General features: G+C 59.8%; 23 protein-coding genes. 7 read left to right on the forward strand and 16 right to left on the reverse strand.

All coding sequences use genetic code 11. The features are described 5' to 3' along the window. Positions 1-68 precede the first annotated feature (68 nt). The 15 genes from rnhB to rpsB form a co-directional block, all read right to left on the reverse strand. Complete coding sequence (rnhB, locus tag AB4O08_RS06185; protein WP_031290979.1) at positions 69-695, reverse strand: ribonuclease HII; 627 nt, start codon at positions 693-695, stop codon at positions 69-71. A gap of 2 nt (positions 696-697) precedes the next feature. Beyond that, positions 698-1,837, reverse strand: a complete 1,140-nt coding sequence (lpxB, locus tag AB4O08_RS06190) for a lipid-A-disaccharide synthase (protein WP_021492425.1) — start codon at positions 1,835-1,837, stop codon at positions 698-700. A 2-nt stretch (positions 1,838-1,839) separates the two neighbouring features. Beyond that, on the reverse strand, positions 1,840-2,616 hold the full coding sequence (lpxA, locus tag AB4O08_RS06195; RefSeq protein ID WP_010212450.1) for an acyl-ACP--UDP-N-acetylglucosamine O-acyltransferase: 777 nt from the start codon (positions 2,614-2,616) through the stop codon (positions 1,840-1,842). Beyond that, positions 2,613-3,053: a 3-hydroxyacyl-ACP dehydratase FabZ gene (gene fabZ, locus AB4O08_RS06200; protein ID WP_003172281.1), complete on the reverse strand. Its 441-nt coding sequence runs from the start codon at positions 3,051-3,053 to the stop codon at positions 2,613-2,615. Before fabZ ends, lpxA begins: the two co-directional genes overlap by 4 nt. Positions 3,054-3,164: 111 nt before the next feature. Continuing rightward, the gene (lpxD, locus tag AB4O08_RS06205) at positions 3,165-4,220 is read right to left on the reverse strand and encodes a UDP-3-O-(3-hydroxymyristoyl)glucosamine N-acyltransferase (protein WP_010212451.1); all 1,056 of its coding nucleotides are present in this window, start codon (positions 4,218-4,220) and stop codon (positions 3,165-3,167) included. Between the two features lie 3 nt (positions 4,221-4,223). After that, positions 4,224-4,727: an OmpH/Skp family outer membrane protein gene (locus tag AB4O08_RS06210; protein ID WP_003219314.1), complete on the reverse strand. Its 504-nt coding sequence runs from the start codon at positions 4,725-4,727 to the stop codon at positions 4,224-4,226. Positions 4,728-4,772: 45 nt separating this feature from the next. Beyond that, positions 4,773-7,160, reverse strand: a complete 2,388-nt coding sequence (bamA, locus tag AB4O08_RS06215; protein WP_021492426.1) for an outer membrane protein assembly factor BamA — start codon at positions 7,158-7,160, stop codon at positions 4,773-4,775. Positions 7,161-7,234: 74 nt separating this feature from the next. Next, complete coding sequence (gene rseP / locus AB4O08_RS06220) at positions 7,235-8,587, reverse strand: sigma E protease regulator RseP (RefSeq protein WP_010212455.1); 1,353 nt, start codon at positions 8,585-8,587, stop codon at positions 7,235-7,237. Between the two features lie 53 nt (positions 8,588-8,640). Beyond that, entirely contained in the window at positions 8,641-9,831 is a 1,191-nt protein-coding gene (gene ispC / locus AB4O08_RS06225; protein WP_021492428.1) for a 1-deoxy-D-xylulose-5-phosphate reductoisomerase, read from the reverse strand. Next, a complete protein-coding gene (locus AB4O08_RS06230; protein ID WP_010212458.1) occupies positions 9,828-10,634 on the reverse strand; it encodes a phosphatidate cytidylyltransferase in 807 nt (268 codons plus the stop codon). Before AB4O08_RS06230 ends, ispC begins: the two co-directional genes overlap by 4 nt. Beyond that, the gene (gene uppS, locus AB4O08_RS06235; RefSeq protein WP_010212460.1) at positions 10,635-11,390 is read right to left on the reverse strand and encodes a polyprenyl diphosphate synthase; all 756 of its coding nucleotides are present in this window, start codon (positions 11,388-11,390) and stop codon (positions 10,635-10,637) included. A gap of 17 nt (positions 11,391-11,407) precedes the next feature. Further along, positions 11,408-11,965 carry a ribosome recycling factor gene (gene frr, locus AB4O08_RS06240; protein ID WP_010212461.1) on the reverse strand — a complete coding sequence of 186 codons (558 nt, stop codon included), beginning with the start codon at positions 11,963-11,965 and terminating at the stop codon, positions 11,408-11,410. Continuing rightward, on the reverse strand, positions 11,962-12,705 hold the full coding sequence (pyrH, locus tag AB4O08_RS06245) for a UMP kinase (RefSeq protein ID WP_003172271.1): 744 nt from the start codon (positions 12,703-12,705) through the stop codon (positions 11,962-11,964). Before pyrH ends, frr begins: the two co-directional genes overlap by 4 nt. 211 nt (positions 12,706-12,916) lie before the next feature. Continuing rightward, on the reverse strand, positions 12,917-13,780 hold the full coding sequence (tsf, locus tag AB4O08_RS06250; RefSeq protein ID WP_010212467.1) for a translation elongation factor Ts: 864 nt from the start codon (positions 13,778-13,780) through the stop codon (positions 12,917-12,919). 203 nt (positions 13,781-13,983) lie between these two features. Continuing rightward, positions 13,984-14,721, reverse strand: a complete 738-nt coding sequence (gene rpsB, locus AB4O08_RS06255) for a 30S ribosomal protein S2 (protein WP_102061743.1) — start codon at positions 14,719-14,721, stop codon at positions 13,984-13,986. 387 nt (positions 14,722-15,108) lie between these two features. On the opposite strand from rpsB, the gene map reads away from it, so the two are divergent. The 3 genes from map to dapC all read left to right on the forward strand — a co-directional run bounded on the left by map (position 15,109) and on the right by dapC (position 20,021). Continuing rightward, positions 15,109-15,897: a type I methionyl aminopeptidase gene (map, locus tag AB4O08_RS06260; protein WP_010212469.1), complete on the forward strand. Its 789-nt coding sequence runs from the start codon at positions 15,109-15,111 to the stop codon at positions 15,895-15,897. 73 nt (positions 15,898-15,970) lie between these two features. Continuing rightward, positions 15,971-18,673 (forward strand): [protein-PII] uridylyltransferase, encoded by a 2,703-nt coding sequence (locus tag AB4O08_RS06265; protein ID WP_021492430.1) that lies wholly within the window; start codon positions 15,971-15,973, stop codon positions 18,671-18,673. 148 nt (positions 18,674-18,821) lie between these two features. Further along, positions 18,822-20,021: a succinyldiaminopimelate transaminase gene (dapC, locus tag AB4O08_RS06270; protein ID WP_010212472.1), complete on the forward strand. Its 1,200-nt coding sequence runs from the start codon at positions 18,822-18,824 to the stop codon at positions 20,019-20,021. Between the two features lie 13 nt (positions 20,022-20,034). Here the strand turns inward: dapC and AB4O08_RS06275 are convergent, their stop codons facing one another. After that, a complete protein-coding gene (locus AB4O08_RS06275; RefSeq protein ID WP_021492431.1) occupies positions 20,035-21,678 on the reverse strand; it encodes a Na+/H+ antiporter in 1,644 nt (547 codons plus the stop codon). A gap of 267 nt (positions 21,679-21,945) precedes the next feature. Between AB4O08_RS06275 and AB4O08_RS06280 the strand changes: the two genes are divergently transcribed. The 4 genes from AB4O08_RS06280 (at position 21,946) to AB4O08_RS06295 (ending at position 25,002) form a co-directional block, all read left to right on the forward strand. Continuing rightward, on the forward strand, positions 21,946-22,254 hold the full coding sequence (locus tag AB4O08_RS06280) for an arsenate reductase (RefSeq protein WP_231501198.1): 309 nt from the start codon (positions 21,946-21,948) through the stop codon (positions 22,252-22,254). 33 nt (positions 22,255-22,287) lie between these two features. After that, positions 22,288-23,322: a 2,3,4,5-tetrahydropyridine-2,6-dicarboxylate N-succinyltransferase gene (dapD, locus tag AB4O08_RS06285; RefSeq protein ID WP_010212585.1), complete on the forward strand. Its 1,035-nt coding sequence runs from the start codon at positions 22,288-22,290 to the stop codon at positions 23,320-23,322. Positions 23,323-23,386: 64 nt separating this feature from the next. After that, a complete protein-coding gene (locus tag AB4O08_RS06290) occupies positions 23,387-24,592 on the forward strand; it encodes an aminotransferase class V-fold PLP-dependent enzyme (protein WP_010212587.1) in 1,206 nt (401 codons plus the stop codon). Further along, complete coding sequence (locus AB4O08_RS06295) at positions 24,589-25,002, forward strand: SufE family protein (protein ID WP_010212588.1); 414 nt, start codon at positions 24,589-24,591, stop codon at positions 25,000-25,002. Before AB4O08_RS06290 ends, AB4O08_RS06295 begins: the two co-directional genes overlap by 4 nt. The last annotated feature ends 101 nt before the right edge of the window (positions 25,003-25,103 follow it).

Raw genomic sequence — 25,103 nt, forward strand, 5'->3', positions numbered from 1 at the left:
TCTCTTATACGTGGAAAACAACAAGGCCCGGATTGTACCGGGCCTTGAGCAAAACATCAGCCTTGCGACTACACCTCGTTGAGGCTCTCGCGCAACTCGTAGGCCTGGCGAACCGGGGCGAACGAGCGGCGGTGAATCGGCGTCGGACCCAGGCGAGCCAGGGCTTCCAGATGAACGGGCGTCGGATAGCCTTTATGGCCGCCAATGCCGTAGCCTGGATAGATCAGTTCGAACGCGGCCATTTCACGATCACGGCTGACTTTGGCCAGGATCGAGGCGGCCGCGATAGCAGGCACCTTGCTATCCCCCTTCACCACCGCCTCAGAAGGCATGGCCAGCTTGGGGCAACGGTTACCATCGATCATCGCCATTTTTGGCGTGATATGCAGGCCTTCAACCGCACGCTGCATCGCGAGCATGGTGGCGTGGAGAATGTTCAGTTCGTCGATTTCTTCGACTTCAGCCCGGGCGATATGCCAGCTCAGGGCTTTCTCAATGATCTCGTCGTAAAGCTTTTCACGGCGCGCTTCGGTGAGTTTCTTCGAGTCGTTGAGGCCGAGGATCGGGCGGTTCGGATCGAGGATCACCGCCGCCGTGACCACCGCGCCGCACAAAGGCCCACGCCCGACTTCGTCAACGCCGGCCACCAGCTCATGGGCTTGTGCGACCAGGCTGAAATCCAGGCCCATTTGCATCGTCATAGGCTTTCCTGTTTATGGCCGATCAGGGTCAGCACGGCATCGGCCGCCTGGTTCGAGGCATCACGGCGCAGTATGCGGTGAATGTCGTCGAAACCACGGGTCTGTTCTTCGCCACCGTCGATCAAGGGTAATAGCGTTTGTGCGAGCGCCTCGGGCGTTGCATCGTCCTGCAACAACTCCGGCACCAACAGGCGCTGGGCCAGCAGATTGGGCAGGGAGATGTAAGGACTTTTGACCATGCGCTTGAGAATCCAGAACGTCAGCGGCGCCAGGCGGTAGGCCACTACCATTGGGCGCTTGTACAGCAAGGCCTCCAGGGTAGCGGTGCCCGAAGCGATCAGCACCGCATCACAGGCCGCCAGGGCCAGGTGTGACTGGCCGTCGAGCAAGGTCAACGGCAGGTTGCGGCCTTCCAGCAGTGTTTCGATCTGCGCGCGCCGTTGCGGGCTGGCGCAAGGCAGCACGAAACGTACACCCGGCTTCAAGGCCAGCAGGCGTTCGGCAGCGTCAAAAAACACCGAGGCCAGACGGCCGACTTCGCCGCCACGGCTGCCAGGCATCAGCGCGACCAGCGGGCCATCGGGCAAGCCCAACTCGGCACGCGCAGCGGCGCGATCAGCCTGCAGCGGAATCGCGTCGGCCAGGGTATGCCCGACAAACCGCACCGGCACGCCCTTCTCTTCATAGAACCGGGCCTCAAACGGCAGCAGAGTCAGCATCAGATCACAACCTTCGCGGATCTTCAGCACGCGTTTCTGCCGCCACGCCCACACAGACGGGCTGACGTAGTGCACGGTCTTGATCCCGGCCTGACGTAACTTGAGTTCGATATTGAGGGTGAAGTCCGGCGCGTCGATGCCGATGAACACGTCGGGTTTTTCTTCGATCAGCGTCTGGATCAGCAGCTTGCGACGGGCCAGCAGCTCGCGCAGGCGACCCAGCACCTCGACCAGCCCCATGACCGACAAACGTTCCATGGGAAAGTAGGACGTAAGCCCTTCAGCCTGCATCAGCGGACCACCGACGCCAATGAACTCCACCGCAGGGTGCTGGGCCTTGAGGGCCCGCATGAGACCTGCGCCCAGAATGTCGCCGGAAGCTTCCCCGGCCACCAGTGCGATACGCAGATTGGCCATGATTAGCGGGTGATGCCGCGAGTCGACGCCTGGATTGAGTCACGGAACACCGCGACTTCCGGGAACAGCGCTGCCGGCTCGGCCAGTTGGGTCAATGCCTGCTCAACGGTGAGCCCTTGGCGGTAAACCACCTTGTAGGCACGTCGCAGGGCATGGATGGCGTCTTCACTGAACCCGCGACGGCGCATGCCTTCGAAGTTCATGCTGCGTGCTTCCGCCGGGTTACCGAATACCGTGACGAATGCCGGAACATCTTTGCCAATGGCCGTGCCCATGCCGGAAAAGCTATGAGCGCCGATATGGCAGTACTGATGCACCAGGGTGAACCCGGACAGGATCGCCCAATCGTCAACGTGCACATGCCCGGCCAACGCGGTGTTGTTGACCAGGATGCAGTGGTTGCCGATGACGCTGTCGTGACCGATGTGCGCGTAAGCCATGACCAGGTTGTGATCACCCAGGGTGGTTTCGGCCCGATCCTGAACGGTGCCACGGTGAATGGTCACGCCTTCACGGATGATGTTGTGATCACCGATGACCAGGCGAGTCTCTTCGCCCTTGTACTTCATGTCCGGGGTGTCTTCGCCTACCGAGGAGAACTGGTAGATGCGATTGTGTTTGCCAATGCGGGTCGGACCTTTGAGGATCACGTGCGGCCCGATGACAGTCCCCTCGCCGATTTCCACACCTGCGCCGATGATCGACCAGGGGCCGACCTCAACGTCGGCGGCCAGAACGGCCGACGGATCGATGATTGCGCGAGGGTCAATCAAACTCATAGTTTGCGTTCCGCACAGATGATCTCAGCGGAGCACACCGGCTTGCCGTCCACCGAGGCCTGGCATTCGAACTTCCAGATCTGGCGCTTGCAGCTGATGAACTTGGCTTCCAGGATCAACTGGTCGCCAGGGGTCACCGGATTGCGGAAACGCAACTTGTCGGAGCCCACGAAATAGTAAAGCGTGCCGTCGGCAGGCTTGAGGTCGAGCATTTTGAAACCAAGGATACCGGCAGCCTGGGCCATCGCTTCGATGATCAACACACCCGGCATGATGGGATGCGCGGGAAAGTGACCGTTGAAGAACGGTTCGTTGATGCTGACATTCTTGTAGGCACGAATGCGCTTTTCCTCGACGTTGAGGTCCACTACGCGATCCACCAGCAGGAACGGGTAACGGTGAGGCAGGTATTCGCGAATCTCGTTGATGTCCATCATTTCGGGGGGAAGCCTGTAATAAAGATTGGGGGCGGGCGAACTAAAAGCACGCCCCGCTAGCAAATCAAGGAGGCAGTCTAGCGGCTGTGCACACTTGATATGGAAATGGTATCAGCCTTCTGATGAAGCATTACCGCCAGGGGTCACGTCCCCAACACGCTTTTCCAGCTGTTTGAGACGTCGAGCCATGTCGTCAAGCTGCCTCAACCGAGCTGCACTCTTGCGCCATTCAGCCGCGGGCTGCATGGCGGTACCGGAAGAGTAGGCCCCAGGCTCGGTAATCGAGTGAGTGACCATGGTCATGCCGGTGATGAAGACGTTGTCGCAAATATCGATATGCCCGACCAACCCGACGCCACCGGCGAGCATGCAATGCTTGCCGATCTTGGTACTGCCGGAGATACCCACGCAGGCCGCCATGGCGGTGTGATCGCCAATCTGCACGTTGTGGGCGATCTGGATCTGGTTGTCGAGCTTCACGCCGTTGCCGATCACGGTATCGGCCAGGGCCCCGCGATCGACAGCGGTGTTCACGCCAATCTCCACGTCGTCGCCGATCAATACGCCACCGACCTGGGCGATCTTGTTCCAGATACCCTTGGCGTTGGCAAAGCCGAAGCCTTCACCGCCAATTACGGCACCCGACTGAATGACCACGCGCTCACCGATACGCACATCGTGGTACAGGGTCACGCGGGGAGCCAGCCAACCGCCGGCGCCGATTTCGCAGCGCGCACCGATAAAGCAATGGGCACCGACCGTGACACCGGCCGCGATGCGTGCACCGCTCTCAATCACCGCAAAGGCACCGATGCTGGCCGCAGGATCAACCTGGGCATCGTCGGCAACCACCGCAGACGGATGAATACCGGCGGCAGCCTTGGGTTTGGGATCGAACAGATGCGAAACCCGCGCATACGCGAGGTACGGATCGGGCACCACCAGTGCATCCCCGGCAAACCCTTCGGCGTCAGCGGCTTTCAGCAACACGGCTGCAGCTTGGCTGTCGACCAGGTATTTACGGTATTGGGGGTTTGCGAGGAAGCTCAACTGAGCTGGGCCAGCCTCCTGCAAGGTGGCTAGCCCAGTGATTTCCTTCTCCGGGGAGCCACGCAAGGTGGCCCCCAGGAACTCGGCCAACTCGCCGAGCTTGATAGTCGCGGTCATGGCTTACTTCAGCTGGTTCATGCGCTCGATCACCTGACGGGTGATGTCGTATTGAGGCTTGACGTCGATCACAGCGCCACGCTCGAACACCAGGTCAAAGGCACCTTTCTTGATGACTTCTTCCACAGCGCTATCGAGCTTCGGCTTCAGTTGTTTCAGCATTTCACGGTCAGCAACAGCCTTGGCTTCGTTCAGTTCCTTGGATTGGAACTGGTAGTCACGGGCCTTTTGCTTGAACTCAAGCTCCAGACGCTCGCGTTCGCCTTGCTGCATCTTGTCGCCACCGGCCACCAGACGATCCTGGATGCCCTTGGCGCTGCTTTCCAGGGTCTTGAGCTTGGTCAGTTGCGGGCCGAATTTCTTCTCGGCATCCACGGCGTATTTCTTGGCCGCATCGGATTCCAAGAGGGCCATCTGATAGTTCAGGACGGCGATTTTCATTTCGGCGAAGGCCGGGGTCGCTACCAACACAGTTGCCAGCAGCACCAATTGAGTCAACTTACGCACGATGTACTCCTACAGAATCCGTTGTCGTTATCTTGGGTCAGACGCTTAGAACGTCTGGCCGAGGGAGAATTGGAAAATCTGGGTTTCAGCGTTATCCGGTTTCTTGATCGGCATGGCCAGAGCAAAGCTCAATGGGCCAAGCGCAGTCACCCAGGTCACACCCACACCCACGGAGCTTGCCAGGTTGCTCAGGCTCACATCGTTGCACTGGGTGTTGGACTTCACACCACTCGGGTTTTTGATCTGCTCGCACTTGGAATCGAACACGTTACCCACATCCCAGAAGACCGAAGTCCGTAGGGAACGCTGATCCTTCACGAACGGCAGCGGGAACAGGATTTCCGCACCGCCCTGGATCAAGACGTTACCACCGAATGGCAGCGGGTCATTGTCCGAGTCAGCCACAGTGCCCTGGTTACCGGTTACGCCAACACCACGACTTGGAGTACCACGTGGGCCCAAGGTGCTGTCTTTGAAACCACGTACGGAGTTGAAGCCACCCGCATAGTAGTTCTCGTAGAACGGTAGACCATTGGTGGAGCCATAACCATCGCCATAACCCAGCTCAGTGTGCAGGCGCATGGTGTAGTTGTCGCTCAACGGCGTGAACAACTGGCCACGGTAGTCGAGCTTGAAGAACGACAGGTCGCTGCCCGGCGTGGTGGTTTCCAGGGTCAGGCTCTGGGAATGGCCACGGGTCGCCAGTACGCCCTTGTTCAGGGTCGACTCGGACCAGCCGGCAGACGCCTTGAAGTTCAGGAACTTGTCACCTTCACGACGGGTGAAGTCAAAGATTTCGTCCACGGTGTACACACCGGTCTTGATCTCATCCTGCTGTGCAGTGAGGCCGAAGGTCAGGCGCGACGTTTCGCTGATCGGGTAACCCACGTTGACACCGGCACCGAGGCTGTCGATCGCATAGCTTGCAACGTCAACGTCGAGGTCTTTGTAGTCGGTGGTGCGGTAGAAGGCGTTGTAGCCCAGGCTCACACCATCAGCAGTCCAGTAGGGGTCGGTATAGCCGAAGTTGTATCGGCTCTGGTATTCGCTTCGGGTCAGGCCGATGGAGACGCGGTTACCGGTACCCAGGAAGTTGTTCTGGGTGATCGAACCACCGAGGATCAGACCGGCGCTCTGTGCGAAGCCGACGCTGGCGGTGATCGAACCCGATGCCTGCTCTTCCACGGCGTAGTTCACGTCAACCTGGTCATCCACACCCGGTACGGCCGGGGTTTCGACGTTGACTTCCTTGAAGAAGCCCAGGCGCTCAAGACGGGTCTTGGACTGGTCGATCAAGTAAGTCGACGCCCAGCCGCCCTCCATCTGACGCATTTCACGACGCAGCACTTCGTCCGCAGACTTGGTGTTGCCGCGGAAGTTGATACGGTTCACATAAGCACGCTTGCCGGGGTCGACCACGAAAGTGATGTCCACGGTGTGGTCATCATCATGAGGCGTCGGCACGCCATTGACGTTGGCGAAGGTGTAGCCTTCGTTGCCCAGGCGGCGGGTAATCAGTTCAGAGGTGGTCGTCATCAGCTTGCGCGAGAACACCTGGTCCTTCTGCACCAGCAGCAGCGCCTTGACCTGGTCTTCAGGTACTTTAAGGTCACCGCTCAGTTTTACGTCACGAACCTTGTACTTCTCGCCTTCGTTGACGTTGACCGTGATGTAGACGTGCTTCTTGTCCGGGGTGATGGACACCTGGGTCGAAGCGATATCCATGTTGATATAGCCACGGTCCAGGTAGTAGGAACGCAGGCGCTCCAGGTCACCGGACAGCTTTTCACGGGCGTACTTGTCATCGTTCTTGAAGAACGACAACCAGTTGGTGGTCTTGAGCTCGAACAGGTCGATCAGGTCTTCATCAGCGAACTTGGTGTTACCCACCACGTTGATGTGCTGAATCGCCGCCACGGTGCCTTCGTTGATGTTGACCTTGAGGCCGACACGGTTACGCGGTTGCGGGACCACTTCCGTTTCCACGGTTGCGGAGTAGCGACCCTGGGCAACGTACTGGCGTTGCAGTTCGTTACGCACACCTTCGAGGGTGGCGCGCTGGAAGATCTCGCCTTCGGCCAGGCCAGACTGTTTCAGGCCTTTCATCAGGTCTTCAGTAGAGATCGCCTTGTTACCTTCGATCTCGATACTGGCGACGGAAGGTCGCTCGACCACGGTGATGACCAGGACGTTGCCTTCGCGACCCAGTTGGATGTCTTGAAAGAAACCGGTTTTGAACAGCGCACGAGTGGATTCCACCAGGCGACGGTCATCAGCCTGTTCACCGACGTTCAACGGTAATGCACCAAAGACGCTACCCGCGGAAACCCGCTGGAGGCCATTGACGCGAATATCGGAGATGGTGAAGGACTCGGCGTGAACTTCGGCGATCATCAATACGGTGAGAACCGCAGTTAGCAGCAGACGTTTCATGAAGTCCTTTCTTATTCCAACTGGCAATAAACAAACTGCCGCAAAATGCGGCAGATTCGCAATTCAGCGAAGCGTTACAGTCGACCCAGATCGTTGACCAAGGCTAATAACATCACCCCGACCACCAAACTGATACCGATCTGTATCCCCCAACCCTGCACCCGATCCGACAAGGGGCGACCACGCACCCACTCGACCAGATAAAACAACAGATGCCCCCCATCCAGTACAGGAATGGGCAACAAATTCAGAACACCCAGGCTAATACTCAGATAAGCCAAGAAATTCAGGAAATCCGCGACACCCGACTGGGCAGAAGCGCCCGCCACTTTAGCAATGGTTATCGGTCCACTCAAGTTTTTTACCGAGAGCTCGCCGAACAACATTTTCTTGAGGGATTCGAGGGTCAGCACACTCATGGTCCAAGTGCGTTTTGCACCTTCGCCAATTGCAGCCAACGGCCCGTAACTCACCTCACGCACCATCGATGGCGGCCAATCGACACCTTTGACCCCGGCACCCAGGTAACCCCCGGCCGCCTTGGCCTCCCCACGAACCGACAAGGTAACGGGGACGTCGATTTGAGCACCGTCGCGCTCAACTTTCAGCATAATTTTAGTATCAGGACGTACACGGACCAGGTCGACCACCTGCTGCCAGTCGCCCAGCGGCTGACCATCGAGGGCCAACAGGCGATCACCGGTTTTCAGGCCGGCAGCCTGGGCCGGACCTTTCGGGTCCAGCTCCGCGAGGACCGGCGGCAAGGCCGGACGCCATGGACGTATGCCCAGAGACTTGATCGGATCAGGCTCATCAGCGCCCTTGAGCCAATGGTCGAGGGCCAGCTCACGCGGGGTTTCGCGGGTGGAATCCTGCTCGCGCACCACCACCTTGACGATGCCGCTTTCACCCAGGCGACGCACCAACTGCAAATTGACCGCACCCCAGCCCGTGGTGGGTTCGCCATCAATAGATACAATTTCCTGCCCGGCAACCAACCCTGCCTTGGCGGCAATACTGTCCGACTCGACCGCACCGATGACCGGACGCACCTGCTGGCTGCCCAGCATGGCCAAGACCCAGAAAAACACCATCGCCAACAGAAAGTTGGCGATCGGGCCGGCGGCGACGATGGCAATGCGCTGACGAACGGTCTTGCGATTGAACGATTGGTCTAACTGATCTGCCGGCACTTCGCCTTCGCGCTCGTCGAGCATCTTGACGTAGCCGCCCAAAGGAATGGCCGCAATCACGAACTCGGTGCCGTGACGATCGTGCCAGCGCACCAGCGGCATGCCGAAACCGACGGAAAAGCGCAGTACCTTGACGCCGCAACGACGCGCCACCCAGAAGTGGCCGAATTCGTGGAAGGTAACCAGCACACCCAGAGCAACCAGGGTGCCGACAATCATGTAAAGCGCACTCATCTAATTTCTCCGCATTCCAATCCAGTGCCTGAAGGCTCAAACCTGCCCACAGACTAACGCGCGTTGCGGTTCAACCATTGTTCTGCCAAGGCTCGGGCCTTGGTGTCAGCCTCGAATACCGCCGCCAGTTCATTGACCGCCACAACAGGCTCAAGCGCCAGGACGTCTTCGATGATACTCGCGATCTGCGGAAAGCGGATGCGCCGTTCGAGAAACGCTGCCACAGCCACTTCATTGGCCGCGTTCAACATCGCCGGTGCGCTGTTACCCGCTTCAGCCGCTTGCCGCGCCAGGCGCAGGCAAGGAAAGCGCTGCTCATCCGGGGCCTCAAAGTCCAGCCGGGCCACCGCAAACAGATCCAATGGCGCTACGCCCGAGTCGATCCGCTCCGGCCAGGCCAGGGCATTGGCAATCGGCGTGCGCATATCGGGGTTACCCAACTGCGCCAGGACCGACCCGTCCACGTAGTCGACCAGGGAATGAATCACACTTTGCGGGTGAATCACCACCTCGACCTGATCCGGGCGCGCATCGAACAACCAGCACGCCTCGATCAGCTCCAGCCCCTTGTTCATCATGCTTGCCGAATCCACGGAGATTTTACGCCCCATGGACCAGTTCGGATGAGCGCACGCCTGGTCGGGCGATACATGCTCCAGCTCGGCCAGTGGAGTCTGCCGGAATGGGCCACCGGAGGCGGTCAGCAGGATCCGACGCACCCCCACCTGGCTCAGGCCACGCGCAAAATCGCCGGGCATGCATTGGAAAATTGCATTGTGCTCGCTGTCCAGTGGCAACAACACCGCACCGCTCTTGCGCACCGCCTGCATGAAGAGCGCACCGGACATGACCAGCGCTTCTTTATTGGCCAACAGGATCTTCTTGCCAGCATCCACGGCAGCCAAGGTTGGGCGCAGGCCCGCAGCGCCGACAATAGCGGCGACCACGGTATCCACCTCGGCGTCGGCCGAGACCTGGCACAACCCCTGCTCCCCTACCAGCACTTGAGTGGCAAGCCCGGCAGCCCGCAGATCATCCTGCAGGCCACGGGCCGCTGCGCCCTCAGGCACCACGGCGAAGCGCGGCGCGTGACGCACACACAAGGCCAGCAACTCACTCAGACGGGTAAACCCGGTCAGGGCAAAGACTTGATAGCGATCAGGGTGACGAGCAATCACGTCCAGGGTGCTCAACCCCACCGAGCCGGTTGCACCCAGCACGGTGACTTGCTGCAGGCGGCTCACGAAGCGGTCATCCACAACAGTACGGCGAAGATCGGAATGGCAGCGGTCAGGCTGTCGATACGGTCCAGCACGCCGCCGTGACCCGGCAGCAGGTTGCTGCTGTCCTTGATCCCGGCCTGACGCTTGAACATGCTCTCGGTGAGGTCACCCACCACCGAAATAAATACCACAATGGCAGTGGCCAGCAGCGCCAGGAAGATGTCCTTCACCGACCAGCCACGCACCACACCGACCACCAGCGCGATCACCAGCGTCAACGCCAACCCGCCATACACGCCCTCCCAGCTCTTGCCCGGACTGACCGCCGGCGCCAGCTTGCGCTTGCCGAAGGCCCGGCCGGAGAAGTAGGCACCGATATCAGCACCCCATACCAGCACCATGACCGCCAGGATCAGCCAGTTACCCATTGGATAACGCTTGATCTCCACCAACCCTTGCCACGCCGGCAACAAGATCAGCAAACCAATCACCAGCTTGCAGGCCACACTGGACCACTTCCCACTGGTGCGTGGATAGGTCAACACCAGGAATGTCGCCAGCGCCCACCACAGCACCGCCGCCCCCAACACCCACGGCGCAATGTCCGGCAGGATGTACAGGAGGAATGCCAAGGCAGCCACCACAGCGGCGTACACAACGCGCGGCAATTGCGTGTTGAAACCCGCCAGGCGCGCCCACTCCCAGGCCCCCAGGGTGACCACCAGGCCGATAAACAGCGCAAAGGCAGAACCGTCGAGCAGGAAAAACCCACACAAGGCGATCGGCAACAGGATCAGTGCTGTGATGATTCGTTGTTTAAGCATTTAAACCCGGGCTCCAGCTTCGATCTGCTCGCTCGTTTTACCAAAGCGACGCTGACGGGAAGCGAAATCGGCCAGTGCTTTACGCATGGCATCGTGTTTGAAGTCCGGCCAGAACAGGTCGGAGAAGTACAATTCGGTATAGGCTAGCTGCCACAACAGGAAATTGCTGATGCGGTGCTCACCCCCGGTACGGATGCACAAGTCAGGCAGCGGCAGGTCGCCAGTCACCAGGCAGGTTTGCAACAGTTCGGGCGTAATGTCGTCCGGCCGTAGATGACCGGCCTGCACTTCGCGCGCCAGACGCTGTGCAGCCTGGGCGATATCCCACTGGCCACCGTAGTTGGCGGCGATCTGCAGCACAAATCGGTTGGCACCCGCTGTAATCGCCTCGGCTTCGCGCATGGCGGTTTGCAGTTCGGGGTGGAAGCGGGAGCGATCGCCGATGATGCGCAGGCTGATGTTATTGTCGTTGAGCCGCTTGGCTTCACGACGCAAGGCCTTGAAGAACAGGTCCATCAAGGCACTGACTTCTTCGGCGGGCCGCTGCCAGTTCTCACTGGAGAAGGCGAACAAGGTCAACACTTCGACCTTGGCCTCGGCGCATACCTCGATCACAGCCCGAACCGCATCGACACCCGCTTTATGCCCGGCAACACCCGGCATAAAGCGTTTCTTCGCCCAGCGATTATTCCCATCCATGATGATCGCGACGTGGCGCGGCACCACAGAGGGCACAGTCTGCTTGGTCTTTTCCATGAAGGCGTCCTGACCCCTTATACGGCCATCAGGTCCTTTTCTTTTTCTTCCGTGGCCTTGGTGATCTGGGCCTCGGCATCTTTGGTCAGCTTGTCGATATCAGCGACGGCACGACGCTCTTCGTCTTCGCTGATTTCCTTGTCCTTGACCAGCTTCTTCAGGTCACCCAGGGCATCGCGACGGATGTTGCGCACGGCAACACGCGCGTCCTCGGCTGCGCTGCGCGCCTGCTTGGTGAAGCCCTTACGGGTTTCTTCGGTCAGGGCCGGCATGGAGATCAGTAGCAGCTCACCCAGGTTGGTCGGGTTGAGGTTCAAACCGGCGCTCTGGATGGCCTTGTCGACAGCACCCAGCATGTTGCGCTCGAACGCTACGACTTGCAGGGTGCGCGAGTCTTTAACGGTAATGTTGGCAACGCTGCTGATAGGGGTATCGGAACCGTAGTAAGGCACCATCACGCTGCCCAGGATGCTTGGGTGCGCCTTGCCGGTACGGATCTGGCCGAATGCATGGCTCAGGGATTCCAGGGATTTGTGCATACGCGCCTGGGCGTCTTTCTTGATTTCGTTGATCATTGTTGGCCTTCCTCGATCAGAGTCCCTTCTGCGCCGCCGTGTACGATGTTCAGCAGGGCGCCGGGCTTGTTCATGTTAAATACGCGCAGCGGCATCTTGTGGTCGCGGCACAGGCAAATAGCCGTCAGGTCCATCACGCCCAGCTTGCGATCCAGTACTTCATCGTAGGTCAGATGATCGAACTTCTCGGCATGCGGATCTTTGAATGGGTCTGCGGTGTACACGCCATCGACCTTGGTCGCCTTGAGCACCACGTCAGCATCGATCTCAATGGCGCGCAGGCACGCTGCCGAGTCGGTGGTGAAGAACGGGTTACCCGTGCCAGCGGCGAAGATCACCACTTCCTTGGCGTTCAGGTGGCGCATGGCTTTGCGGCGGTCATAGTGATCGGTCACGCCGACCATGGAAATAGCCGACATCACGATAGCCGAGATATTGGCGCGTTCCAGGGCGTCGCGCATGGCCAGGGCGTTCATCACAGTGGCCAGCATGCCCATGTGGTCGCCAGTGACCCGATCCATGCCAGCAGCGCTCAGTGCCGCACCACGGAACAGGTTGCCGCCGCCGATCACCAGGCCGACCTGTACGCCGATACCGACCAGTTGGCCGACTTCCAGCGCCATGCGGTCGAGGACTTTGGGATCGATCCCGAACTCTTCCGAGCCCATCAGGGCCTCGCCGCTAAGCTTGAGTAGAATGCGTTTATAGCGAGCCTGATAACCACTGCCCTGCTGAGCCATTGCGAATCTCTCCTGCGGCGTATTTTTCAAAAATTCTTGGCGAGCCGTTTACGGCTTGCGTTCACTCTAGCTGGACGCTGCTACAGCGCCATCGGAACACGGCTTTGTAAGCCAGTTCCGAAGGGAAGCCAATTAAAATCGGCCTTCCCATTTGAAAAGAGGCTGCGCGCGTGAGCGGGCAGCCTCTCTTGGGCGACAGTTTAAAACTGTCTTATTGCTTGGCGGCAGCCAGCTGGGCAGCAACTTCTTCAGCAAAGTTGTCGACCGGCTTCTCGATGCCTTCGCCTACTTTGTAGTAAGTGAAGGAAACGATTTCAGCACCGGCTTTCTTGGCCAGTTCGCCAACCTTGACTTCAGGGTTCTTGACGAACGCCTGCTCAACCAGGCTCGCTTCAGCCAGGAACTTGCTGATACGGCCTTTGATCATGTTTTCAACGATGTTTTCTGGCTTGCCGGCGATCTTGTCGGCGTTCAGGCTCAGGAACACAGCTTTTTCGCGCTCGATTGCTTCCTCGGAAACTTCCGAAGGCAGCAGGAACTCAGGGTTGCTTGCAGCAACGTGCATAGCGATGTCTTTGGCCAGCTCAACGTTGCCGCCTTTCAGAACAACAGCTACACCGATCTTGTTGCCGTGCAGGTAACCACCAACAACATCACCTTCAACGCGAGTCAGGCGACGGATATTGACGTTTTCGCCAACCTTGCCGACCAGTACCAGGCGATCAGCTTCTTGAGCTTCGATCAGAGGCTCGACAGTGGTCAGCTTCTCGTCGAATGCTTTTTTGACGCTGGAAGCAACGAATGCCTTGAAGTCGTCTTGCAGGGCAAGGAAGTCGGTCTGCGAGTTCACTTCCAGCAGAACGGCGGCTTTACCGTCTTCTACCAGGGCGATAGCGCCTTCAGCAGCGACGTTGCCGGCTTTCTTGGCGGCCTTGATGGCGCCCGAGGCACGCATGTCGTCGATGGCTTTTTCGATGTCGCCGCCGGCCTTGGTCAAGGCCTTTTTGCAATCCATCATGCCTTCGCCGGTACGCTCACGCAGTTCTTTAACCAACGCTGCAGTAATCTCTGCCATTTCAAAATCCTCTTGGATAGGTTTTCAACCATTCCACCCGATCAAACGGGCGATCAATTCTTCCCGAATCTCCGTTGTAGGCTGCTGCACGTTACAGTCGCTAGGTTGCGCCATCATACGTGAGCGCCGACAAACGGTTTTCGAGGTGGCAAAAAGGGGGCCAAGCCCCCTTTTTGCTTACTGAGTCAACGCCAGGGCGTCAATTACTCAGCGGCAGCTACCGGAGCTTCTTCAACGAACTGCTCGGCACCACCAGCAACGTGGTTACGACCACGGATTACAGCGTCAGCCATCGAACCCATGTACAGCTGGATAGCGCGGATTGCGTCATCGTTGCCTGGGATGATGTAGTCAACGCCTTCCGGGCTGCTGTTGGTATCGACTACGCCGATAACAGGGATGCCCAGCTTGTTGGCTTCGGTGATCGCGATGCGCTCGTGATCAACGTCGATAACGAACAGTGCGTCAGGCAGACCGCCCATGTCCTTGATACCACCCAGGGAACGATCGAGCTTTTCCAGGTCACGGGAGCGCATCAGCGCTTCTTTCTTGGTCAGCTTGGCGAAAGTACCGTCTTCGGCTTGTACTTCAAGGTCACGCAGACGCTTGATGGAAGCACGGATGGTTTTGAAGTTGGTCAGCATGCCGCCCAACCAGCGGTGATCGACGTACGGCGAACCGCAACGTGCTGCTTCTTCAGCAACGATCTTGCCAGCGGAACGCTTGGTGCCGACGAACAGAATCTTGTTTTTGCCCTGGGCCAGGCGCTCTACGAAAGTCAGAGCTTCGTTGAACATTGGCAGGGTTTTTTCAAGGTTGATAATGTGGATCTTGTTACGCGCGCCGAAAATGTATTTACCCATTTTCGGGTTCCAGTAACGGGTCTGGTGACCGAAGTGCACACCGGCCTTCAGCATATCGCGCATGTTGACTTGGGACATGATAGTTCCTTAATAAGTCGGGTTTGGCCTCCACGTATCCCAATGACCAACCAGCGACTTCAAAGCCTCCGGCACCCAGGTCATCGTGTCGACACGTGTGTGGATTTAAGCCTTTCGGGGCATCCCCGGAAAGCGGCGCATTTTATACCACAGCATCGGCAAAAACGGAACACGCAATCACATTTGCCGCCGTCCGCGTTCGTGTAACCCCTTGAATAGAGCCAACATAGCCCTACCTTATAGAAAGAAGCGATCATCAGAGGCTCATGATTTGATGCCATCGTCTGTTAGAATCGCGTTTTCTGTGGCTTGTGCGAATTCTGCAACCTTTTGTCGCACGCCCGTAAACCGTATTGATTTCAGCGCGTCGCGCTAGAGAGAGCCTGTATGACCGTTAGTTTGAAAACCGCCGAAGACATCGCTGGCATGCGCATCGCCGGCAAACTGGCTGCCGACGTGCTGGAGATGATCGCCGAACACGTCAAGCCCGGCGTGACCACCGAAACCCTGAACCAGATCTGCCACGACTATATAGTCAACGTACAGGGCGCCATCCCTGCGCCGCTGAACTACAAGGGCTTTCCCAAGTCGATCTGCACCTCGGTCAACCACGTGGTCTGCCACGGAATTCCAGGTGACAAGCCATTGAAGGACGGCGACACGCTGAACATCGACGTCACCGTGATCAAGGACCGCTACTTCGGCGACACCAGCCGCATGTTCCACGTCGGCAACGTGCCGGTCTGGGCCGAGCGCCTGTCCCAGGTGACCCAGGAATGCATGTACAAGGCCATCGAGATCGTGAAACCCGGCTGCCGCCTGGGCGACATCGGTGAAGTGATCCAGAAGCATGCTGAAAAGAATGGTTTCTCGGTGGTGCGCGAATTCTGCGGCCACGGTATCGGCACCGTGTTCCACGAAGAGCCGCAGATCCTGCACTACGGCCGCGCCGGCACCGGCATGGAGCTCAAAGCAGGCATGACCTTTACCATCGAGCCGATGATCAACCAGGGCAAGGCCGACACCAAGGTACTGGGCGACGGCTGGACCGCCATCACCAAGGACCGCAAGCTCTCGGCCCAGTGGGAACACACCCTGCTGGTCACCGAAACCGGTTACGAAATCTTCACCCTGCGCGCCGACGATACGATCCCACGCGTCTCGGGTGCCGCTTAGGTGTAGGCAACGTTGCTTTGGTTTTCCCACGCCATGTTGTGACTGACTGATAGATAGAAAGGAAAGCCGATCAATGCCCCAGGTGGATCCCGAACTCTTCGACCGTGGCCAGTTCCAGGCCGAACTGGCCCTGAAGGCGAGCCCTATCGCCGCGTTCAAGAAGGCCATCCGCCAGGCCCGCGAGGTGCTTGATCAGCGTTTTCGCAGTGGCCGGGATATCCGCCGACTGATCGAGGACCGCGCCTGGTTCGTCGATAACATTCTGCAAAAGGCCTGGGAGCAGTTCAGTTGGAGCGAAGACGCCGACATCGCCCTGGTGGCGGTCGGCGGCTACGGGCGTGGCGAGTTGCACCCCTATTCCGACATCGACCTGTTGATTCTGCTGGACAGCGCCGACCATGAGATCTTTCGCGATTCCATCGAGCGTTTTCTGACGCTGTTGTGGGACATTGGCCTGGAAGTCGGCCAAAGCGTGCGCTCGGTCGACGAGTGCGCCGAAGAGGCCCGCGCCGACCTCACCGTCATCACCAACCTCATGGAAAGCCGCACCATCGCCGGCCCCGAGCGCCTGCGCCAGCGCATGCTCGAAGTCACCAGCACCGCGCACATGTGGCCGAGCAAGGACTTCTTCCTGGCCAAGCGTGCCGAGCAGAAGGCCCGGCACCACAAGTACAACGACACCGAATACAACCTGGAACCCAACGTCAAAGGCTCGCCCGGCGGCCTGCGGGATATCCAGACGATTTTGTGGGTGGCCCGTCGCCAATACGGCACCCTTAACCTGCGCGCCCTGGCTGGCGAAGGTTTTCTGGTAGAGAGCGAAAACGCCCTGCTGGCCTCGTCCCAGGAATTCCTGTGGAAGGTGCGCTACGCCTTGCACATGCTCGCCGGGCGTTCCGAAGACCGGCTGCTGTTCGACCACCAGCGCTCCATCGCCACCCTGCTGGGCTTTGAAGGCGAGGACGCGAAGACCAGCATCGAAAGCTTCATGCAGCAGTATTACCGGGTGGTCATGAGCATTGCCCAGCTCAGCGACCTGATCATCCAGCACTTCGAAGAGGTGATCCTGGCCCCCGAAGACGAAGCGCCGCCGCAGCCGATCAACGCACGCTTCCAACTGCATGACGGCTATATCGAGGCTCGCAACGACAACGTGTTCCGCCGCACGCCGTTCGCCATGCTGGAAATCTTCGTACTGATGGCCCAGCAGCCGGAAATCAAAGGCGTGCGCGCCGACACCATCCGCCTGCTGCGGGAGAACCGTCACCTGATCGACGACGATTTCCGCAACGATATCCGCAACACCAGCCTGTTTATCGAGCTGTTCAAGTGCAAGATCGGTATCCACCGCAACCTGCGGCGCATGAACCGTTACGGCATCCTCGGGCGCTACCTCCCAGAGTTCGGCTTTATTGTCGGGCAGATGCAGCACGACCTGTTCCACATCTATACCGTGGACGCCCACACCCTGAACCTGATCAAGCACCTGCGTAAGCTGCAGTACACCCAGGTGTCAGAGAAATTCCCGCTGGCCAGCAAACTCATGGCCAAACTGCCCAAGCCCGAGCTGATCTACCTGGCCGGCCTTTACCACGATATCGGCAAGGGCCGGCATGGCGACCACTCAGAGGTGGGCGCAGTTGACGCCGAGGCTTTCTGCCAACGCCACCAGTTGCCCGTGTGGGACAGCCGCCTGATCGTCTGGCTGGTGCAGAACCACCTGGTGATGTCGACCACAGCCCAGCGCAAGGATTTGTCCGATCCCCAGGTGATCCACGACTTTGCGCAGACCGTCGGCGATGAAACCCGTCTCGACTACCTGTACGTGCTGACCGTCTCGGATATCAATGCCACCAATCCCACGCTGTGGAACTCCTGGCGCGCCAGCCTGTTGCGCCAGCTGTACACCGAGACCAAGCGTGCCCTGCGCCGAGGCCTGGAAAACCCGGTGGACCGCGAAGAGCAGATCCGCCGCACCCAGAGCGCGGCCCTGGACATATTGGTACGCGGCGGCAACGATCCGGACGACGTCGAGCAGTTGTGGTCGCAGTTGGGGGATGACTACTTCCTGCGCCACACCGCGGGCGATGTCGCCTGGCACACTGATGCAATCCTGCAACAGCCCGCCGATGGCGGCCCGCTGGTACTGATCAAGGAAACCACCCAACGCGAATTCGAAGGCGGTACGCAGATCTTCATCTATGCGCCCGACCAGCACGACTTCTTCGCCGTGACCGTGGCAGCCATGGACCAGCTCAACCTGAACATCCATGACGCCCGTGTCATCACCTCCAGCAGCCAGTTCACCCTCGACACCTATATCGTGCTCGACACCGATGGCGACTCGATTGGTGACAATCCGGCACGGGTGAAAAAGATCCGCGAAGGCCTGACCGAGGCCCTGCGCAACCCTGACGAATACCCGACCATCATCCAGCGTCGGGTGCCGCGCCAACTCAAGCACTTTGCGTTTGCGCCCCAGGTGACCATTTCCAACGACGCCCAACGACCGGTGACGGTGTTGGAGCTCAGCGCCCCGGATCGCCCAGGCCTGCTGGCCCGCATCGGCGGGATTTTCCTGGAGTTCGACCTGTCGTTGCAGAACGCCAAGATCGCGACCCTCGGCGAGCGTGTGGAAGACGTGTTCTTCATCACCGATGCCGACAACCAGCCGTTGTCCGACCCGGAACTGTGCCTGCGCTTGCAGGAAGCCATCGTCCAGCAGCTGAGCGTTACCCAGGAACCCGGCGTCGAGCTGACCAGACTGACCATTTGAATTAATTTAACGTCCCAGTGGGCACGGTCCCTGTGGGAGCTGGCTTGCCTGCGATGGCATCGACTCGGTATGGCTGATACTCCGAGTGTACGCATCGCAGGCAAGCCAGCTCCCACAAAAAGCCGTCCTCCTCCTGATCGAGGCCCTCATGAACAACGCCCTGAACCAGCTACAGCCCTACCCGTTCGAGAAACTGCGCGCCCTGCTGGGCAGCGTCACGCCCAACCCGGACAAGCGCCCTATCGCGCTCTCCATCGGCGAACCGAAACATAAATCGCCAACCTTCGTGGCCGAAGCGCTGAGCAACAACCTCGACCAGATGGCCGTGTACCCGACCACCCTGGGCATCCCGGCCCTGCGAGAAGCCATCGGTGCCTGGTGTGAGCGTCGCTTCAACGTGCCCAAGGGCTGGCTCGACCCGGCGCGCAATATCCTGCCGGTCAATGGCACCCGTGAAGCACTGTTCGCCTTCACCCAGACCGTGGTCAACCGTGGCGACGACGCGTTGGTGGTGAGCCCGAACCCGTTCTACCAGATCTACGAAGGCGCCGCGTTCCTGGCCGGGGCCAAACCGCACTACCTGCCGTGCCTGGACGCCAACGGCTTCAACCCGGACTTCGAGGCCGTAACACCGGACATCTGGAAACGCTGCCAGATTCTATTCCTGTGCTCGCCCGGCAACCCGACCGGCGCGCTGATCCCGGTCGACACCCTGAAAAAACTCATCGCCCTGGCCGACGAATACGACTTCGTCATCGCCGCCGACGAGTGCTACAGCGAGTTGTACTTCGACGAACAAAGCCCGCCGCCGGGCCTGTTGAGTGCCTGCGTCGAACTGGGCCGCCAGGACTTCAAACGCTGCGTGGTGTTTCACAGCCTGTCCAAGCGCTCCAACCTGCCGGGCCTGCGCTCCGGTTTCGTGGCCGGCGACGCAGACATCCTCAAGGCTTTCCTGCTGTACCGCACCTACCACGGCTGTGCGATGCCAGTGCAAACGCAACTGGCCAGTATTGCTGCCTGGCAGGACGAAGCCCACGTGCTCGCCAATCGTGACCTGTACCGCGAGAAGTTCGATGCGGTGCTGGCGATTCTCAAACCGGTGCTGGACGTCGAGAGCCCGGATGGCGGCTTCTACTTGTGGCCGAATGTGAATGGCGACGACGCCGGGTTCTGCCGTGACCTGTTTGTGGAAGAACACGTGACCGTAGTGCCGGGTTCGTACCTGTCGCGGGAAGTGGACGGCTTCAACCCTGGCGCCGGCCGTGTGCGCCTGGCACTGGTCGCGCCGTTGGCGGAGTGTGTGGAAGCGGCAGAGCGGATTCGGGATTTCATCCAGCGTCGCCGCTAAGACCTGACCGGGTTCACTTCACCTGGCCCAGATTCGCCTCACTCATATCCAGCTCCGCCAACACCTCCCTCAGCACGTCATCACCAATCTGGTGATGACGGCTCAGGCTGTACAACTCCAACCGCTGCGCCCGCAGGGCCTTGAGGCGCAGCTTTCGCTCCAGCAAGTCCATCTGCTGCGCCAGCGCCTGGGCTTCGGCGGAGTCGTTGAACACTTCTAACTGATGGCGATATTCCGACATCAGCCGTGCCTTGAGCTCAGTGGCGAGCGCGGCCTGGGCGGCGTCCTGGGTTTCGACTTCTGCGGGTTCCTCCGCTTCAAGCGCGTGAATTGCCGCGACGGCAGTTTTCTTCCAGGCTTCACGCACCTCCTTGTGGCGCTTCTCGTCCGGGCTCTTTTCAATGCCCCGCAGCAACAATGGCAAGGTGATACAGGCGGCGATCAGCGATAACAGAATCACCCCGGCGGCGATAAAGATCAGCAAGTCACGCTCCGGAAAATCCTGTCCAGGCGCCAGCAACAATGGCACCGACATCACACCCGCCAACGTCACCGCACCGCGTACCCCACCGACCGTCAACAACCAGCAGGAACGGGCCGTCGGCACCAGCGTCAATTCACTTTTCCCACGCAGCCTGCGCAGCAAGCCCGACAACCGCCAGATGCTCTGCACCCAGATAAAGCGCAACACCACCAGCACCAGGAAGATCGCGACCACATCCAGGCAGCGATAAAACAAGGTCGGCCAGAGCGTCGGCTCATGGCTGACCACCGCCTTGATGATGTCCGGCAGTTGCAGGCCCAGCAGCAGGAAAATCAAACCATTGAAAGCAAACTCCAGCAGTGACCACACGCTGCGATTGAGCAAGCGCGTACTGGTCTGGCGTGGCAGCAGGTCGAGCCAGCTTTGCATCATGCCCGCCGCCACCGCCGACAAAATGCCCGATGCCCCCAGGCGCTCGGCCAGCACATAGGCCGCAAACGGTAACAACAACATGAACACCACGTGGGTCGCCGGGTCGTCCCAGCCGCGGGCGATCATCCACGCGCGCAGGCGGCCGACCAGCCAGCTCAGGGCCACGCCTACCGCCAGGCCACCCACTGCCACCAAGACAAACGTGAGGCTGGCATCCGCCAGGGAAAACACACCTGTCAGCGCTGCCGCCAGGGCGAACTTGAAGGTCACCAGGCCCGATGCATCATTCATCAAGGCCTCGCCCTGGAGCATGTGCATCAGCGGCGTGGGCAAACGATTCTGGGAAATGGCCGACACTGCCACGGCATCCGTCGGCGACAACACGGCCGCCAGGGCGAAGGCCACCGGCAGCGGGATCGTAGGCAAGAGCCAATGGATGAAGTAACCGGCGCCGACCACCGTAAACAGCACCAGGCCCACCGCCAACGTCAGGATCGGCCCGCGCAGCCGCCACAATTCCCGCTTGGGCATGCGCCAGCCATCGGAGAACAGCAACGGCGGCAGAAACAGAAACAGGAACAACTCGGGGTCCAGCGCTACGTGCAGGCCAAGCGTAGGCCAGGCGAGCAAGGCACCGGCGGCAATCTGGACCAGAGGCAACGGCAGAGGAATGACACGCCCGACAAGACGCGAAACGCTGACCAGCATCAGCAGGATAAGAACGGTGTAGGCGGTTTGCATAAAGCGGGTTTCCCGGACAATCGACTTGCAACGACACACATCAGGCAACAACTCGCCTTTGAAGTGCCATATTACCCAGCTATGTTACCGCCCATGCTGCCGGCCGGCATTTGCACATACGTCGCACACCAGCATGACGAGGGGCACCGGCCCGCTGGTCATGGCATAATCCGTGACCTTTCGTTTCCACTTGGTCCAAAGGGGGGCAATTCCTTGACCGCTTCAAGCAAAACGTTGCACCTTTTCGGCATCAAAGCCTGCGACACCATGAAAAAGGCGCGCACCTGGCTCGATGAGCACGGCGTCAACTATGAGTTCCACGATTACAAAACGGCCGGTATCGACCGCGAACACTTGACCCAATGGTGCAACGAGCACGGTTGGCAGGTGGTTTTGAACCGTGCGGGCACCACCTTTCGCAAACTCGAAGACGAACGCAAAGCCGATCTCGATCAGTCGAAAGCCATTGAATTGATGCTCGCACAACCCTCGATGATCAAGCGCCCGGTGCTTGATCTCGGTGACAGAACCCTGATTGGCTTCAAGCCAGATAGTTATTCGGCGGCCCTCAAGTAGGCCAGCCCTTACCATTTTTGTAGAGGTAACAGCATGTCCCATTCCCTGTTCAGCCTGGGCTTCGGCGTTGGCACTCAGAACCGCCAAGGTGCTTGGCTGGAAGTGTTTTACGCACAACCGCTGCTCAACCCGTCGGCAGAAATCGTCGCCGCCGTTGCGCCGATCCTCGGCTACACCGAAGGCAACCAGGCCATCACTTTCACCATCAGCCAAGCGCTGCAACTGGCTGATGCACTGAAGAATGTCGACGCTACCCAAGCCGCGTTGCTCAATCGCCTGGCCGAAAGCCACACGCCGCTGGTCGCCACCCTGCTGGCCGAAGACGCCGCACTGACCTCCACGCCTGAGGCTTACCTCAAGCTGCACCTGCTGTCCCACCGCCTGGTCAAGCCCCATGGCCTGAGCCTGGCCGGTGTATTCCCGCAGTTGCCGAACGTAGCCTGGACCAGCCAAGGCGCGATCGACATCGCCGAACTGGCCGAACGCCAGCTGGAAGCGCGCCTGCGTGGCGAACTGCTGGAAGTGTTCTCGGTGGACAAGTTCCCGAAAATGACCGACTACGTGGTGCCGAGCGGTGTACGTATCGCTGATGCCGCGCGTATCCGCCTGGGTGCCTACGTGGGCGAAGGCACTACCGTGATGCACGAAGGCTTCGTCAACTTCAACGCCGGCACCGAAGGCCCGGGCATGATCGAAGGCCGTGTATCGGCAGGCGTGTTCGTCGGCAAGGGTTCGGACCTGGGTGGCGGTTGCTCCACCATGGGCACGCTGTCGGGCGGCGGCAATATCGTGATCAAGGTCGGTGAAGGCTGCCTGATCGGCGCCAACGCCGGTATCGGTATCCCGTTGGGCGACCGTAACACCGTGGAGTCGGGCCTGTACGTCACCGCCGGCACCAAGGTTGCGCTGCTGGACGAGCAGAACCAACTGGTCAAAGTGGTCAAGGCTCGCGAGCTGGCCGGCCAGTCGGACCTGCTGTTCCGTCGCAACTCCGAGACCGGTGCCGTGGAGTGCAAAACCCACAAATCGGCCATCGAACTGAACGAAGCGCTGCACGCTCACAACTAAGCAGCCACTCGATGCCACTAGCGGGCCCCGACCCTGGGGCTCGCTTATACGAGTCTTGAACACCATGCTAGTGCCCTCCCCCTGGCGCGCCGACTTCCCGGCCATCGCCACCCTGCAGCGGCAAGACCAGACTTACCTGGACAACGCCGCCACCACGCAAAAGCCCCAGGCCTTGTTGGATGCCATCAGCCATTACTACGCCAACGGCGCAGCCAATGTGCACCGTGCCCAGCATTTGCCAGGTGCCCATGCGACCCAGGCGTTCGAAGACAGCCGCAGCAAGGTCGCGCAGTGGTTGAATGCAGGCGACAGCGGGCAGATTGTGTTTACCCACGGCGCGACGTCTGCGCTGAACCTCTTGGCTTATGGCCTTGAGCACTTATTCAATGCGGGCGATGAAATTGTCATCAGCGCCCTGGAACACCACGCCAACCTGTTGCCCTGGCAGCAACTGGCCAAGCGACGCGCACTGACGCTGGTGGTGTTGCCACTGGGTGATGACGGCGTCATCGACCTGCACGCCGCCGCCGAGTTGATCGGCCCGCGCACGCGCCTGCTGGCAGTGAGCCAGTTGTCCAACGTGCTCGGCGCCTGGCAGCCGCTGGAAGCCCTGCTGGCATTGGCCCAGCCACACGGTGCCCTGACCGTGATCGACGGCGCCCAAGGCATCGTTCATGGCCGCCATGACGTACAGGCCCTGGGTTGCGACTTCTATGTGTTTTCCAGCCACAAGCTGTACGGCCCGGACGGCGTCGGCGTGCTGTTTGGGCGCAATGAAGCCCTGCACCACCTGCGCCACTGGCAGTTCGGCGGCGAGATGGTGCAGCAGGCCGATTACCACAGCGCCAGCTTCCGCCCCGCGCCGCTGGGTTTTGAGGCCGGCACACCGCCGATTGCCAGCGTGATTGGCCTGGGCGCCAGCCTGGATTACCTGAGTTCGCTGGATCAGCAGGCAGTGATCGCCCATGAAGCGGCGTTGCATGACTACCTGTTGCGCGGGCTGAAAGCCCGCAATGGCGTACACGTGCTGGGTTCGCCCCAAGTGGCGTTGGTCAGTTTTGTCGTCGAAGGTGTGCATAACGCCGACCTCGCGCACCTGCTCACCGAGCAAGGCATTGCCGTGCGCGCCGGTCATCACTGCGCCATGCCGCTGCTCAAAGCGATGCACTTGTCGGGGGCGATCCGTGTGTCCCTGGCGCTGTATAACGATTCCGACGATCTGGAGCGTTTCTTTGAAGCGCTGGACCAAGCCTTGGATATGTTGCGATGAGCCTGCCGGTTGATGCAGTGGCTGCACTGGAAGCTTTTCAGGCCGTCGGCAGTTGGGAGCAACGCGCGCGGATGCTGATGCAATGGGGCGAGCGTCTGCCTGCCATGGCCGATGAGGATAAAGTCGAGGCTAATCTCGTGCAGGGCTGCGAGAGCCTGGTGTGGCTGGTCGGCCGCTTGGACGATGGCCACTGGCAGTTCGCCGCCAGCAGCGAGGCACGCATGATCCGCGGGTTGGTGGCGTTGCTGTTGGCGCGGGTCAATGGGTTGTCCGCCACAGAATTGCAGGCGGTGGATCTGCCTGACTGGTTCAACCAGTTGGGCCTGTCCCGCCAACTCTCACCGTCGCGCAGCAATGGCCTGAATGCCGTGCTGCAGCGCATGCGTGCACTAAGCCATACACCAAACTAAGTGGGAGCTGGCTTGCCTGCGATGCAGGCAACTCGGTCTGTCAGTCAGACCGCAGTGATGCTATCGCAGGCAAGCCAGCTCCCACATTTCAAGCGGTGCAC

The organism is Pseudomonas sp. H3_E07, from assembly GCF_054668895.1.

Excerpts from the sequence above, each read along its gene's own strand:
- rnhB (WP_031290979.1), bottom strand. The coding sequence starts at position 695 with ATGCAAATGGGCCTGGATTTCAGCCTGGTCGCACAAGCCCATGAGCTG.
- lpxB (WP_021492425.1), bottom strand. The coding sequence starts at position 1,837 with ATGGCCAATCTGCGTATCGCACTGGTGGCCGGGGAAGCTTCCGGCGAC.
- lpxA (WP_010212450.1), bottom strand. The coding sequence starts at position 2,616 with ATGAGTTTGATTGACCCTCGCGCAATCATCGATCCGTCGGCCGTTCTG.
- fabZ (WP_003172281.1), bottom strand. The coding sequence starts at position 3,053 with ATGATGGACATCAACGAGATTCGCGAATACCTGCCTCACCGTTACCCG.
- lpxD (WP_010212451.1), bottom strand. The coding sequence starts at position 4,220 with ATGACCGCGACTATCAAGCTCGGCGAGTTGGCCGAGTTCCTGGGGGCC.
- bamA (WP_021492426.1), bottom strand. The coding sequence starts at position 7,160 with ATGAAACGTCTGCTGCTAACTGCGGTTCTCACCGTATTGATGATCGCC.
- rseP (WP_010212455.1), bottom strand. The coding sequence starts at position 8,587 with ATGAGTGCGCTTTACATGATTGTCGGCACCCTGGTTGCTCTGGGTGTG.
- AB4O08_RS06230 (WP_010212458.1), bottom strand. The coding sequence starts at position 10,634 with ATGCTTAAACAACGAATCATCACAGCACTGATCCTGTTGCCGATCGCC.
- uppS (WP_010212460.1), bottom strand. The coding sequence starts at position 11,390 with ATGGAAAAGACCAAGCAGACTGTGCCCTCTGTGGTGCCGCGCCACGTC.
- frr (WP_010212461.1), bottom strand. The coding sequence starts at position 11,965 with ATGATCAACGAAATCAAGAAAGACGCCCAGGCGCGTATGCACAAATCC.
- pyrH (WP_003172271.1), bottom strand. The coding sequence starts at position 12,705 with ATGGCTCAGCAGGGCAGTGGTTATCAGGCTCGCTATAAACGCATTCTA.
- tsf (WP_010212467.1), bottom strand. The coding sequence starts at position 13,780 with ATGGCAGAGATTACTGCAGCGTTGGTTAAAGAACTGCGTGAGCGTACC.
- rpsB (WP_102061743.1), bottom strand. The coding sequence starts at position 14,721 with ATGTCCCAAGTCAACATGCGCGATATGCTGAAGGCCGGTGTGCACTTC.
- map (WP_010212469.1), top strand. The coding sequence starts at position 15,109 with ATGACCGTTAGTTTGAAAACCGCCGAAGACATCGCTGGCATGCGCATC.
- AB4O08_RS06265 (WP_021492430.1), top strand. The coding sequence starts at position 15,971 with ATGCCCCAGGTGGATCCCGAACTCTTCGACCGTGGCCAGTTCCAGGCC.
- dapC (WP_010212472.1), top strand. The coding sequence starts at position 18,822 with ATGAACAACGCCCTGAACCAGCTACAGCCCTACCCGTTCGAGAAACTG.
- AB4O08_RS06275 (WP_021492431.1), bottom strand. The coding sequence starts at position 21,678 with ATGCAAACCGCCTACACCGTTCTTATCCTGCTGATGCTGGTCAGCGTT.
- AB4O08_RS06280 (WP_231501198.1), top strand. The coding sequence starts at position 21,946 with ATGAAAAAGGCGCGCACCTGGCTCGATGAGCACGGCGTCAACTATGAG.
- dapD (WP_010212585.1), top strand. The coding sequence starts at position 22,288 with ATGTCCCATTCCCTGTTCAGCCTGGGCTTCGGCGTTGGCACTCAGAAC.
- AB4O08_RS06290 (WP_010212587.1), top strand. The coding sequence starts at position 23,387 with ATGCTAGTGCCCTCCCCCTGGCGCGCCGACTTCCCGGCCATCGCCACC.
- AB4O08_RS06295 (WP_010212588.1), top strand. The coding sequence starts at position 24,589 with ATGAGCCTGCCGGTTGATGCAGTGGCTGCACTGGAAGCTTTTCAGGCC.